Source organism: Streptomyces flaveus, assembly GCF_014647675.1.
Lineage (GTDB): Bacteria > Actinomycetota > Actinomycetes > Streptomycetales > Streptomycetaceae > Streptomyces > Streptomyces flaveus.
The window spans coordinates 493,030-505,844 of the sequence record NZ_BMPQ01000004.1 but is presented as its reverse complement, the minus strand read 5'-3'; the positions used below and the strand labels follow the sequence as shown (position 1 = coordinate 505,844).

Annotated in this window: 11 protein-coding genes and 1 pseudogene; 7 read left to right on the top strand and 5 right to left on the bottom strand. The window is 68.4% G+C overall.

The window, feature by feature from the left end; all coding sequences use genetic code 11:
* Positions 1 to 24 precede the first annotated feature (24 nt).
* Together IEZ21_RS11725 and IEZ21_RS11715 are read left to right on the top strand one after the other, a co-directional pair.
* A complete protein-coding gene (locus tag IEZ21_RS11725; protein WP_213089287.1) occupies positions 25 to 582 on the top strand; it encodes a GNAT family N-acetyltransferase in 558 nt (185 codons plus the stop codon).
* A 584-nt stretch (positions 583 to 1,166) separates the two neighbouring features.
* Complete coding sequence (locus IEZ21_RS11715) at positions 1,167 to 1,427, top strand: hypothetical protein (protein ID WP_246567594.1); 261 nt, start codon at positions 1,167 to 1,169, stop codon at positions 1,425 to 1,427.
* A 215-nt stretch (positions 1,428 to 1,642) separates the two neighbouring features.
* Here IEZ21_RS11715 and IEZ21_RS11710 read toward each other — a convergent pair whose 3' ends face one another.
* The 4 genes from IEZ21_RS11710 to IEZ21_RS11700 form a co-directional block, all read right to left on the bottom strand.
* Positions 1,643 to 3,217 carry a TIGR03086 family metal-binding protein gene (locus IEZ21_RS11710; protein WP_189321786.1) on the bottom strand — a complete coding sequence of 525 codons (1,575 nt, stop codon included), beginning with the start codon at positions 3,215 to 3,217 and terminating at the stop codon, positions 1,643 to 1,645.
* 259 nt (positions 3,218 to 3,476) lie between these two features.
* Positions 3,477 to 3,896 carry a hypothetical protein gene (locus IEZ21_RS47480; protein ID WP_246567592.1) on the bottom strand — a complete coding sequence of 140 codons (420 nt, stop codon included), beginning with the start codon at positions 3,894 to 3,896 and terminating at the stop codon, positions 3,477 to 3,479.
* Positions 3,897 to 3,980: 84 nt separating this feature from the next.
* The gene (locus IEZ21_RS47475; protein WP_246567590.1) at positions 3,981 to 4,694 is read right to left on the bottom strand and encodes a hypothetical protein; all 714 of its coding nucleotides are present in this window, start codon (positions 4,692 to 4,694) and stop codon (positions 3,981 to 3,983) included.
* 119 nt (positions 4,695 to 4,813) lie between these two features.
* The gene (locus tag IEZ21_RS11700) at positions 4,814 to 5,218 is read right to left on the bottom strand and encodes a hypothetical protein (RefSeq protein WP_246567588.1); all 405 of its coding nucleotides are present in this window, start codon (positions 5,216 to 5,218) and stop codon (positions 4,814 to 4,816) included.
* 472 nt (positions 5,219 to 5,690) lie between these two features.
* Here IEZ21_RS11700 and IEZ21_RS11695 point away from each other — a divergent pair, with 472 nt between their 5' ends.
* From IEZ21_RS11695 to IEZ21_RS11675, 5 genes are all read left to right on the top strand, one after another.
* The gene (locus tag IEZ21_RS11695; RefSeq protein WP_213089286.1) at positions 5,691 to 6,695 is read left to right on the top strand and encodes a hypothetical protein; all 1,005 of its coding nucleotides are present in this window, start codon (positions 5,691 to 5,693) and stop codon (positions 6,693 to 6,695) included.
* A gap of 1,050 nt (positions 6,696 to 7,745) precedes the next feature.
* Positions 7,746 to 8,480 (top strand): biuret amidohydrolase, encoded by a 735-nt coding sequence (gene biuH, locus IEZ21_RS11690; protein WP_213089285.1) that lies wholly within the window; start codon positions 7,746 to 7,748, stop codon positions 8,478 to 8,480.
* Between the two features lie 122 nt (positions 8,481 to 8,602).
* On the top strand, positions 8,603 to 9,343 hold the full coding sequence (locus IEZ21_RS11685; RefSeq protein WP_189321783.1) for a cysteine hydrolase family protein: 741 nt from the start codon (positions 8,603 to 8,605) through the stop codon (positions 9,341 to 9,343).
* 155 nt (positions 9,344 to 9,498) lie between these two features.
* On the top strand, positions 9,499 to 11,235 hold the full coding sequence (locus IEZ21_RS11680; RefSeq protein WP_189321782.1) for a regulator: 1,737 nt from the start codon (positions 9,499 to 9,501) through the stop codon (positions 11,233 to 11,235).
* 94 nt (positions 11,236 to 11,329) lie between these two features.
* Positions 11,330 to 11,746 carry an AtzH-like domain-containing protein gene (locus IEZ21_RS11675; protein WP_246567586.1) on the top strand — a complete coding sequence of 139 codons (417 nt, stop codon included), beginning with the start codon at positions 11,330 to 11,332 and terminating at the stop codon, positions 11,744 to 11,746.
* 127 nt (positions 11,747 to 11,873) lie between these two features.
* Here the strand turns inward: IEZ21_RS11675 and IEZ21_RS11670 are convergent.
* Positions 11,874 to 12,594: pseudogene (locus IEZ21_RS11670) on the bottom strand (IS6 family transposase).
* Positions 12,595 to 12,815: the final 221 nt, after the last annotated feature.

The window sequence follows — 12,815 nt, the reverse complement described above, 5'->3', positions numbered from 1 at the left end:
CGGGGGCACGTAGTGTCGGTCTGCATGTCAGTTGTCACCGACTGGCCAATGCCTGTGCAAGATCAGCTCATTGCCCCGGACGGAATGACACAGATGGATCTTCTTCCTTTTGTCGCTGCTCACGCCGTCACGGTGGCGGGCTGGCCGTCTTCGTCCAGGGAGGTCGTCATGTGGTGCGGGCGACAGGAGTTTCCCGTGCTCACGCAGACGATCAGTGATTGGCAGCGGGATGACGACGTGCAAGCCCACATCCTCGTCGACGATGACAGGGTCGTCGGTTACGGAGAGTTGTGGTTCGACGCCGAGGAAGACGAGGTCGAGCTCGCCCGGATCATCGTGGCGCCCGATATCCGCGGGAAGGGGCTCGGCCGTGTGCTGGTGCGAGGGCTTCTCGCGCAGGCTCGTGCGGCGGGCTGTCCCGACGTCTTCATGCGCGTGCATCCGGACAACGAGACGGCTCTGCGTTGCTATCGGGGGGCCGGGTTCGTGCCGGTCGACGCCAGCCTTGCCGAGAGCTGGAATGCGGCTCAGCCGGTCAACTATGTCTGGCTTCAGCGCGATGCTGAAGCTTCGGGCGGCTGAGCGTCGCGGGCAGTACCGGGTGCGGGATCCCCGCGGGTAGGAAGACCGGGTCTCCGGCCCTCCTACCCGATCATTGACGGGACGTGTCACACCTTGCGGCCAGGGGCATTGCGTGATCGGGATTGGTCCGGTTCGTCGGTCTCGTGAGTGACATGACGTCATATCCGTTGTGCGCCAAGGGGCCCGGAGAGCAGAGCAGGCACGGCGCCGGTGATCATGTGGTTGTCGAGACCCATGAGAACCGAGCGAGACCGTGCCTGCCCGAACATCATCGCCCGTCCCTTCCGCGCTGGAGCAACTGGGCTCCCCGACTGATTCCCCCACCTCAAGCGATGTCGCTGACCCGCGGCGTTTCCTGATCCTGGTCGCCGACCCCCGTGATGTGCGGGGACTGCGGTATCCGGCGGTCGTGTTGCTGTGCGCGGCCGTCTCGGCGGGGCTGGGCGGGGCCCGCTCGCTCATCGCGATCAGTGAGTGGATCACGGATGCCCCGCAGCATGTGGGGGGTGTCCTCGGCTTCGCGGCCGATCCGCTCACCGGCCTGCGACCGGTGCCACGTTCCTCCGCCTCGCAGGAGACTCCCGATGCCTCGGGTGCCTCGGGACCCGCAATCCCCCGCACCCGCTCGCCCGGAACCACCCGGCCCGCCCAGCACGGGACTGCCGTCCGATGCGCCGCCGCTGCTGTCGGTGCACGCTGCCGTGGTCTTCCTGGCAGCCGGCTTCATCGGCTTCATCATGGGCGGGCTCGTGTTCCTCTCCGAGAAGTCCGTGCCCAAGGCCGTCGCCGCAGGCTTGGGCTCCTTCGGGCTCAGCGTTCCCGTGCTGCACAAGCTGATCGGCTGACGGCGGCGGAGCCTGGGCTGGCACGTCCTGCCCGGCCCCGCCGCCTCTCGGACGTCAGGCGGCACTGAACTCGTGGGCGTAGCCGCCGCGCGGGTCGTCCAGGACGGCCCCTGGATCAGGTGCTCACCTCGGTGGCCTCGTTGTGCTCCTTTTGTCGGCGTACACGCGAACATACTCAACCGGGTACACGGGAATGTGGTCGCGTCGGCCGTTCGTCACGTGACTGAGCGGCCCAGGTAGGCGGCGAGACGGTCGAGCGGGCCGGCGTCATCGGGGACCGGCTGCGGCGGAGCGAAGGAACCGGCGGCAGTACGGGGCAGATCGCCGTAGATCTCGCGTACGACGGGGAGGGCTGTCTCAGCGACGTGCTGAGCGGTGTCGTAGGGGTGCCCGATGGCCTGGGCCAGGTCCCAGCCGTGGACCAGCATCTCGATCACCAACTGCTCGACGAGCCGTCGCCCGGGAGCGGGCCCGTAGCGCCGCTCGAGCATGCCCGGGCGCCTGAAGGCCGATCGTGCGGCCTGGGATGCGGTACGGAATGCCGCGACATGGTCGTCCCCGAGATGGTCGGCGGTGAAGTCGGAACGGGGAGTTCCGTTGGCCAGGCCGGCCCACAGCAGGTTCTCCCAGACCAGGTGGTTGAGGAGGGTGTGAACGTCCCAGTCTGCGCAGGCCGTTGGCCGGTCGAACTGGCCCGGCTCCACCGCGGAGACGAGTTCGCCGACGGCGTCCAGGACTTCATCACAGGCATGGAGCACGCCGTTCGGTTCCCACACGTCCTGCCCGACGTCGTACAACTCGGCGAGTCGCGCGGCTCGCACACCAGGTTCAGGATGCGCCCGCAGCGCCGTCGTCAGCCATCGGCCGGCTGCCGCCATGCTGGGCCGCACGGGCCAGCCGTTGATGATGCACAGCAGCTGCCAGTACCGCTCCACATGCGTGTCGGAGGCGACTTCGAGCTGCTCAAGGAGTAGCGCTCTGGCCTGCGCGTTGTCGACGAGCCCCTTTTCGTCCGGAGCCGCCTGCGTGGGGATCCAGGTCGCCACGATGGCGGTGACGACGGGATCGGCTGCCGGCGAGTCCGGGGCAATGCCCTGCGCCGTCGCTGTCTCCACTCGCCGCAGCCAGTCGTCTGTCACCTGCTCCGCGTCCCGCAACGCGCTGTCGTCGTGCTCGCCCGGGTGGTGTTCGGCAGCGTAGTGGGCCATACGGCGCGCACTGGCGCGCAGAGCCGGATTCCTGACGAGTTCGCCCAGTTCCAGCCAGGCGTCAACCTGCTCGTCGGTGGGATCGGCGGGCAGGTCCGGGGTGGCCGCCAGCAGGCCCCGTCGGTAGGTGGGTACGTCCAGTTCCCCCAGGGTGTCGGTGACGAAGTCCTGGATGATGGAACGGCGTTCGGCGGCGGACATGCGCGCCAGCCCGGTCATGGTGGTGAGCCCCTCGGCAGTGGTGTTGCGGCGGATGACGGAGCGCAGCACGGCCTGCTGCGTTCGCAGCGTGCGGATCTGCTTCTCCAGCGCGTCGATGTGCGTCGCGGCCACCTCTGACAAGGTGCTCTCGCGCTCCAGTACGTCCCGGATCGTCGCCAGCCCCAGGCCCAGCCCGCGCAGGGTCTGCGCCAGTTGCAGCCGGGCCAGTGCCTCGGTGCCGTACAGCCGGTAGCCGGCCGGAGTCCGCTGTGCCGGGTGGACGATCCCGGCGTCCGACCAGTGCCGGATCAGCTTCACCGACAGTCCGGTCTTCCGGGCGACCTCCCCGATACTCCAGAACGTGTTGTCACCGACGTGCATGCGCTCCACCCTTGGGTCTCCCACGAAGGGAGAGTCAACAGGCACCAGGTTCCGCCGGCCTTCGCTGCGGGATTCCACGGGAGACGTTTCGGTGTACGCGGCTGGACACAAAGAGTCGCACGCCGACACCACCCGAACGAACGGCTCCTGATCGCCAAGAGTCGTCCCGGCGGCACGGCGGATGACCTCACCTCTCGGCCTTCTCCAACAGGTCAGCCGCCGTGCTCAGGGCAGCGGCAAGGCCCTGCTTGGCCCGCACTCACTGTTGGCGGAAGCCGCGGTTGGGGTTGCGGGTCTGCTCCGGGTCGAAGGGATCGAACCAGTCCTGAGCTGCGAGGTTGACCATGCCGAGCGCCTGGTTGACGTGGCTGTCGCTGTCCTCGATGCCCTCGAGGGAGTTGTCGAACAGCATCAGGACGTCGTGGTCCTGGAACAGCATGTCCGAGCAGGCATGCCAGTCGAAGTCGCGGCAGTGCTCGGGTAGATCCCCCACGGTCTCCTGGACGCGGCGCGGCCGGTTGCGCGTCAGGGCCCGGGCTCGGGCGATGCCCAGGTGGAGCGCCATCTCCTCTGCGGTACAGCGCGGCTCGACTTCTGCCTCGGACGAGAGATCGGCGACCAGGTCGTCGAAGGCCCTGACCATGTTCCCACGCCAGGTGCCGTCCTGGCGCAGCGTCACCGACGGCAGCGAGCCGAACAGACCGCCGGCGCCGCGCGGCAGCGGTTCGTCGCCGAGAGCAACAGTCTCTTCCCAGGCCTGGTCCTACAGGTCCTGCAGGGCCAGGCGCAGGACGGCCCTCGTGCGCGCCGTGAGGACTTCCTCGCCCTCTTCGCCTTCTTCGTCCCAGTCCTCGAAGTCCTCGTTCCACGGATCGGAGCCCCCGTAGCGGGCGCGGTCGCGCAGGCGTTCCCGCACACGGTGGGCGGCTTCTTCGGGGGAGGCGAGGGCGGTGTCGACGATCAGCAGGTCCTCGGAGAACGGTTCGGCGCTCAGCAAGGTGGCGGCTTCCGCGAGGAGGGCAGCACCGGTGCCATGGGAGGCGGCGTGGGGAAAGACCACGGCGAACTGGTTGTCGGTCAGCCGGTCGATGACGCTGGCGGCCAGACCGGCGATGATCCAGGGGTCGTTCCAGGGCGCGGCGATGTCCAGCTCGTCGACGACCAGGACGCTGGAGGCCATGTCGACGAAGTCCTCGAACTCCGGGCTGAACTTCCCCTCTGGGCCGAGTAGTTGCTCCGCCACCAGGGCGAGGAAGGACTGTTCGTCGGCCATCCGCTCGCACAGGTTGTCCGCCTTCCAGTACAGGCCACGCGTGGCCCGCAGGCTGCCGATTGTCTTGTCGTCCGCGGTGATGTCGACCCGCCAGGTCTGGACGCCTTCTTCGGAGGGATCGATGAGGCGGTGGGTGTGCCGGAATTCCAGCACCAGGACGCCGGGATCGGCTTTGGTGCCCGGCATGGTCGCGTGGTCGGTCATCGATGTCCTCTCGCGCTGTGGCTTGCGGCCGTTCACAGCCACCACTGGCCCAGATTAGCCAGTACAGCGCGGGTGCTGAGGAGTTGCCGTATGCAGCGGAGCGGTCGCAGTTTGGCCGCTCAGGTTTGGCACTGCGCCGTGCCGGCGGTAGACCACCCGCTCCAGGCGGCCCCGTCGGCACGGGCGTGTACACGAATCTCGACCTTCACGGGCCCGCACACCCGGGTCGAGCTTCCCACCTCCGTGGGCCCGGCGGTCCCACCTGCCGGGACATAGGTGCGACCGCTGCCCAACTTCACCCAGTAACCACCGTCGACGACACGAAAGAACGCCTCGTAGGAGAGGTTCACCGCCCTCGGCCCCGTGTTACGCGCCTTGACGTACGCCGTGATCTCCCGAGTGTAGATGCGGCCTTCCTTTCCGCGTTGGGCGCTGATGCAGCCGTTGACGGCCACCCGGCCGGTCGACACACCACCGCCGCAGGCGACTGCTGCGGCGTGAGCGTTCGTCGGAATGGCCAGCATGGTGAGCGCGACAGCGCTCAGGATTGTTCCGATACGCCTCACATGCACAACCCTGCTCCCTTCGACCCTGATTGCCTCAGAGGAACCATGACGCGTTGAGGCGTGGCGGGCAGCAGTTCATCGAGTTCTTCACTCCAACGGGAGCGGGCAGTGCTCCGGCACGCGAGGCAGAACTATCGAAGGCTCAGACACACGCACTCACCTCCGAACAGACGGCCGCTCTGGAAGCACTAGGTGTGGTGTCTCAGGAGGTTGGTGCCTGGAAGTCCTCGATCGTGAGTTGCTGCGGGAAGGTGTCGAGAGGTTCCGATAAGACGGCACACCTAGGGGCATGGTCGGGGAGTTCTCCGGGCATTCCCCGATCGTCCTGCGAGCCGCGGCCCGCCACGCTCGGGGGATGGGCTCATCTCGCCTCAGGCGCTTACCTCGACCCACCCTCCTCCGCGCAGCCAACGCCGCCTCGCACGCGCAGTTGTTCGCGCTCTCTGGCATCGCCGCCGTGCTCGGCACCCGCGCCTTTCTCGCCCAGGCCGGGTATCCCAAGCTCGGCGGTGGGGCCAGTCACCTGCACATCGCGCACATGCTGTGGGGCGGGCTGCTGATGATGGTCGCCCTGCTCGTCCTGCTCTGCTGCGTCGGGCGGGCCGCCCGCGGCGGCGCCGCCGTTGTCGGCGGGGTCGGGTTCGGGCTCTTCATCGACGAGGTCGGGAAGCAGGTCACGGACGAGCCCGGGTACTTCTATCAGCCCGCCGCCGGGATCATCTACGGAAGCTTTGCTCTGCTGTTGCTGCTCGTCCAAGGCATCCGGAGACGAGGGGCCGAACCCGCCGCCCTCACCCCCGACCAGCGCACCGCCCAGGCCGCCGACCTCGCCCTCGGCGGCGTCGGCTCCGGGCTCACCGACGAGCAGCGCCGCGCCGCGCTCCGCCTCATTGAGGGGTCCGGGCACGACGCCGACCAAGCGCTCGTACGGCTCATCGACGCCCTCCCGGAGCGGCCTCCCGCACCGCACCGTCGACGATTCGCGGAGACCGCGCACGCCCTGCGCCACGTCGCCCGCACCCGCGCTGCCGCCATCGGGGCCGTCGCCTGCGTGCTCACCGAGGCCGTGCTGCTCACCGTATGGATCCCGATGGATGCCGTGAGCGGCGAACTCGACCGCGATCCGCAAGTCGGTGCCGCCGTCGGGATCCTGGTGAGCGCCGCGGCGTCCGTCCTCCTCGGCGTGGCGGGGCTGGTGCGGCTGTGGCGCGATCGGGCCGTTGCCTTCCGGCTGTTCAGGCTGGCACTGCTCGCAGACATCCTGGCCGGGCAGGTGTTCAAGTTCACCGTGAACCAGTTCGCCTCTGTCACCGAGCTCATCTTCGACCTCGGGGTGCTGTGGGTGATCTCCGTACAGCTCGCGGAGGCCCGGCGAGATGTGCGGCGTACCGCCACCGACCGCCCGGCTATCGCACCCGTGGAACCAACGGCATGAGATGGCACAACTAGGAATCCGATGGAACACGGGCTCGCTCTGAAAGGATGTTACGTGACTTGATGTCCGCTTCGCGGTTCGGGGCGGGCGGATGTCGGCTGGTTACGTGCCCGGTGCCGGTCGCGCGCGAACGGTCGTGGCCGATCTTGCCCGCGCCGGACCTGGCAGGCCGGGACAGCCGGGATGGGGCCGTCGCCTCGGCCGGCGCGACGGACATCCCTCGGGCTCGGGGTAAGTACAGTGCCCGTGGCGATGAGAGAAACAGGCCCCGGCCGGACAGGTGGGGGGTGGAATCCATGCTGGAGCAGGAATTTGCCCGGGCCCGAGAAGCCCGCTTCGAATCGCTGGCGCGCGGTGGCGGAGCCGCTGCACCGGTATCTGCTGCGCCGGGCGGACGTCGACGCGGCAGATGACATCCTCGCGGAGACGATGCTCGTGCTCTGGCGGCGCCTCGAGGACGTGCCCGGGCTCGGGAAGGGCCCCGTGGCCGACCCCGACGGCGTGCCGCCCTGGTGTTATGGCGTCGCACGTGGCTGCTTGTCCAATGCCCGCCGGGCGGAAGGGCGCCGGCTCCGGCTCGTGGAGCGGCTGACCCGTACCGCACCGCCGCCAAAGGTCGCCGATCGCGCCCGTGCCCGCTACGGGCAGCCGGTGCTCTACCCCGCTTCGCGATCTGGGACCAGGTCACCAGCGTCGCCGGCCTGCCCACCACGCCCTGAGCACTCGGCCGGAACCCAGCCCACCACACCCCACCACACCGTCAAAACACCTACACATCCAACAACGTGACAGCGCCGGTCCGCCGCTTCTGGCGGCCCGGCGGCTTCGCCGTCCCTGACCGGCCCGGGCTGCCGCTGCGCACACTGGAGGGCGTAGTCGTTCCGTAAAGGGGCCCTGGCCCTGGGCCCTGCGCCCACCCGTGGCCGCGTCATTTCTCCGTAACGTGGCGACCGTCTGGCCGAAACTAATTTCCACATAATCACCATGTACGGAATGCCAGAAATATTGTGGCTACTTTCCCATACACCGCTTCACCGGCTTGGGGGGTCAATGGCTGACAGTACGCCCATAAGTCCGCAAAACCCGACAGTAATCGTCGGTCCGGTCACCGCGAAGCCCTACGCATGGCCGTACGACACATCCGTGCCTGCCGACCGTGTCGCCGTGCTCTGCATCGACTGGCAGACGGACTTCTGCGGACCCGGCGGTTACGTGGACACGATGGGATACGACATCTCGCTGACCCGGGCCGGGCTCCCGGCGACGCAGAAGCTGCTCGCGCACGCCCGCAGCACGGGCATGCTCGTGGTCCACACTCGTGAGGGGCACGCCCCCGATCTGGCAGACCTGCCGGCCAACAAGCGCTGGCGGTCCGCGCAGATCGGCGCCGAGATCGGCGCCGCCGGACCGTGCGGCCGCATTCTGGTCCGGGGGGAACCCGGCTGGGAGATCGTGCCCGAAGTGGCCCCGTTTCCCGGTGAGGTGATCGTGGACAAGCCGGGCAAGGGGGCGTTCTACGCCACCAACCTCGACCTCGTACTGCGCACCCGGGGCATCACACATCTGGTCCTCACCGGCATCACCACGGACGTGTGCGTCCACACCACCATGCGCGAGGCCAACGACCGCGGCTACGAATGTCTGATCCTCTCCGACTGCACCGGCGCTACGGACCCTTCGAACCATGAAGCCGCGCTGCACATGGTGACCATGCAGGGCGGCGTCTTCGGATGCGTCTCCACCGCCGACGACCTGATCGCCGCCACGACTGAGGCCACCTCCTGACCTGACCCACCGGACGGGCCCCTGCACCGCTCGAACAGTCCTGCACATCCGGGCGCATGGTCCGAATCCGCCCGAGCCGACCGCGTCGACTCCCATTCCCCTCGACGAAAGCAGGAACCGCCATGGCAGTTGCAGAATCGCTCAGTGTCGAGGCCGCCCCGTACCGGTTCTCCTTCGACCCCGCCGAGACGGCACTCGTTCTCATCGACATGCAGCGGGACTTCCTCGAACCCGGCGGATTCGGCGAGAGCCTGGGCAATGACGTGGAACAACTACGCAGAACCATCGCTCCGCTGCGGGCCGTACTCGACGCCTGCCGCGCCGCGGGCATGACGGTCATACACACCCGCGAGGGACACCTGCCGGACCTGTCCGACTGTCCCCCCAGCAAGCTGCTGCGAGGAAACCCCAGCATGCGCATCGGCGACCCGGGCCCCAAGGGCCGGATACTGGTCCGCGGTGAGGAGGGCCACGACATCATCGAGGAGCTCTACCCGGTGGCGGGTGAGCCGGTGATCGACAAGCCGGGCAAAGGCGCCTTCTACGCCACCGGGTTCGGTGATCTGCTCACCGCCCGCGGCATCCGCCGTCTCGTAGTCACCGGCGTCACCACCGAAGTGTGTGTGCATACGACGGTCCGCGAAGCCAACGACCGTGGATACGAGTGCCTGGTGCTGTCGGACTGCGTCGGCTCGTACTTCCCTCAATTCCAGCAGGCGGGTCTGGAGATGGTGGCCGCGCAGGGCGGCATCTTCGGCTGGACCGCGGAGTCGGCCGCGTTCCTGGCGGCACTGGCCACCGCATCGCCCGCTGGCCCCGACGCTCCGGAAACCGTCCGCGAACCGGCGCGCCAGCCGCTCTGACAGGGCCGCGGACCAGCGCCCCGGCCGCGCGCGCCGCGCCCCCGACTGACCCGACCGCACCGCCACCTCAGCGGTGCCTCGGTCCGCCAACACCCCGTTACCCGGCGTACCCCACGCCATAACCACCGCTCCACCCGACGAAGGGTGATCCCACCATGCTGTCGCTCCGCCGCACCGCCCCCGCCGAGAAAAGACCCATGCCCCTCCCGCTGTGGGTACGGGGCGACACCAACGCGTTCTTCGGACTGGGCGTCAACGTCCTGGTCAATGTGCTCACTTTGACCGGGTTGTGCCTGGGAGTCCTCAAGATTCCCGCCGACGATGTCTTCCACACCATCCTGCCGGCGCTGGGCATCGCCCTGATCGCGGGCAACATCTACTACGCCTACCTCGGCCGCAGACTCGCGCTGCGGGAGGGGCGGCAGGATGTCACCGCGATGCCCTACGGGCCGAGCGTGCCGCACATGTTCATCGTCGTGTTCGTCATCATGCTGCCGATCTACCTCAAGACCAAGGATCCGCTGCTGGCCTGGAAGGCCGGTATTGCCTGGGCCTTCATCATCGGCGTGATCGTCATCATCGGGGCCTTCATCGGCCCGTACATACGCCGGTACGCACCCCGGGCAGCCCTGCTCGGCACCCTCGCCGGTATCTCTGTCTCCTTCATCTCCATGCGGCCTGCCGGCCAGATGTGGGACAACCTGTGGATCGCCCTGCCGGTCTTCCTGCTGCTCCTGATCGGTCTCATGACCGATCTGAAGCTGCCCGGCAACATCCCCATCGGGCTCGCCGCGCTGCTGGTGGGCACCGCCATTGGCTGGGCCGGCGGAGCAATGGACGGCTCTGCGATCTCAGCGGCGGCCGACGACATCACCTTCGCTCTCCCGGGCCTCCACCTCGGCACGCTGTTCTCCGGTCTCTCGGATGTCGCACCGCTGCTCGCCACCGCCATCCCGCTGGGTGTCTACAACTTCACCGAGGGGATGAGCAACGTCGAGAGCGCCGCTGCCGCCGGTGACAACTACAACCTGCGTTCGGTACTGCTGGCCGACGGCGCGGGCGCCGTCATCGGCTCCGCGCTGGGCTCTCCCTTCCCGCCCGCCGTATACGTCGGTCACCCCGGATGGAAGAAGGCCGGCGGGCGCACCGGCTACTCGCTGGCCACCGGCGCGGTCATCGCTCTGATGTGCTTCCTGGGCATGTTCAGTCTGTTGGGCGCGATCTTCCCGGTCGCCGCGATCGTGCCCATCCTGCTCTACATCGGCCTGCTCATCGGCGCCCAGGCCTTCCAGCTTTCACCCAAGGCACACGCCGCGGCCGTGGTCGCCGCACTCGTGCCGAACCTGGCCTCCTGGGCCGTCGGCCAGATCGACAACGCCCTCGCAGCCGCCGGCACCAGCGCGACCAAGGTCGGGGAGGCCGGTCTGGAGTCGTCGGGTGTCGTTTACCACGGACTGATGGTCCTCGGCCAGGGCGCGATCCTGGCCGGCCTGATCCTGGGCGCGCTCGTCGCGTTCGTCATCGACAAACGGTTCGTCCCGGCGGCAGGAGTGGCCCTGGCCGGAGCGGCGCTCTCCTTCATCGGGCTCATCCACGCCCCGAAGATCGACTGGAACGCCAGCGGGAGCGTCAGCCTCGGTTACCTCTTCGCAGCCGTGCTGTGCGGAGCCTTCGCTCTGACCAGGCCCGCACCCCGCGAGCCGGACGCCGAGGAACTGGCACTCGAGCGGCTGCACGGCGGCGGCTCCTCCGCGGCTGCGGCTCCAGAGCCGCAGGACGAGCAGGGACCTGACCCGGTCCCGGAAACTGTGCCGGCCGGCGCCGGCGCCGCCGTCCTGCCGGACGAGGCCACCGAGACCGCCGAGCCGGACAAGTCGGCGGCCACCGACTGACGATGGCTCACCACAGCTGACGACGACTGGAGGCGACTTCCGTGCGGCCGGGTGACCACCTGGCTGCACGGCCGCGCGAGGACGGACCGGACCCATGACGAACGGAGAGCGGATGGACGTGGACCTGCCACAGACGGTCGCCGAAGTGACGGCGGTCTTCGCCGGCTACGAGGAAGCCCTGGTCACCGACGACCACGAAAGCATCACCGGGTACTTCTGGACCTCACCCGACACGGTCCGCTTCGGTATCGCCGATCGGCAGGCCGGGATCGAGGAAATCCGGGACTGGCGACGGCAACAACCGCCGTTTCCCCCGGGCAGAAAGCTCTTCGACACCAGAATCAGCACGTTCGGGACCGACTACGCGGTGGTCACCACCCTGTTCGCCTACCCCGGGGGTAACGCCGTCGGCCGCCAGACGCAGTCGTGGACACGCTTCCCCATAGGCTGGCGCATTGTCAGCGCCCATGTGTCGGAGGTGCCGGACGAGACCTCCCGGCCAGGCGCGTGAAGGGCCTTGGCGGCCATGCCGACGAGACGGGCCGCCAGAAGCGGCGGACTGGCGCTGTCGCGTTGTTGGATGTGTAGGTGTTTTGACGGTGTGGTGGGGTGTGGTGGGCCGGGTTCCGGCCGAGTGCTCAGGGCGTGGTGGGCAGGCCGGCGACGCTGGTGACCTGGTCCCAGATCGCGAAGCGGACGGTCATCTCGGCTCGGTAGTTGGGAGCGGACATCAGGTGGCGGCGGGGCCGGAAGTGGGGTGAAATGCCGCTGAACGCGGCGAGGAATCTCTGCGCTCCGCCGGTGCTGCAGAAGCCTTTCACGGGGCCCGTTCGCGCTGCCGGGTCGGTTGGCGGGAGTTCTCGGCCCGGTTGTTCAGGCCTTTGCGGGAGCGGTGCTCGACCGAGGGCATGATTTCGCGGTGGGCGGCGCCGTAGGAACGGAGCTTGTCGGTGACGACCACCCGCGGCATGGACCCGGTCTCCTTGAGGAGCCGGCGGAGGAATCGCCTGGCCGCGGTCTTGTCGCGCCGGTTCTGGACCAGGATGTCGAGGACGTTGCCGTCCTGGTCGACGGCCCGCCACAGGTATTTCTGCTCGCCGTTGATCGTGACGAAGACCTCGTCGAGGTGCCACTTGTCGCCGGGGCGGGGCGCCGGCGGCGCAGGGAGTCGGCGTAGGCCTGTCCGAACTTCAGACACCAGCGGCGGACGGTCTCGTAGGACACGACGACGCCGCGCTCCAGCATCAGCTCCTCGGCCTCACGGAAGCTGAGCGGGAACCGGAAGTACAGCCACACGCAGTGCGAGATGATCTCGACCGGGTACCGGTGCCCCTTGTACGACGGCGACGCGGACGACACGGGCGATCCCCTCCAGACACGATCAACCACAAGATCATCCCGCCCCGCTCAGCCAACGTGACAACGCCGTTCCTGGAGTTCAGCGACACCTGAGGCACGAAGTATCCAGCGGTGATCAAGCTGTGGTCCGATGCCTGGGCGGAGTTCGCGCTCTTCCTCTCCTTCGACGTCGAGATCCGCAGCCGCGAGTGGCCGTAGCCGGCGTCGAGAGCCCGCTGGGG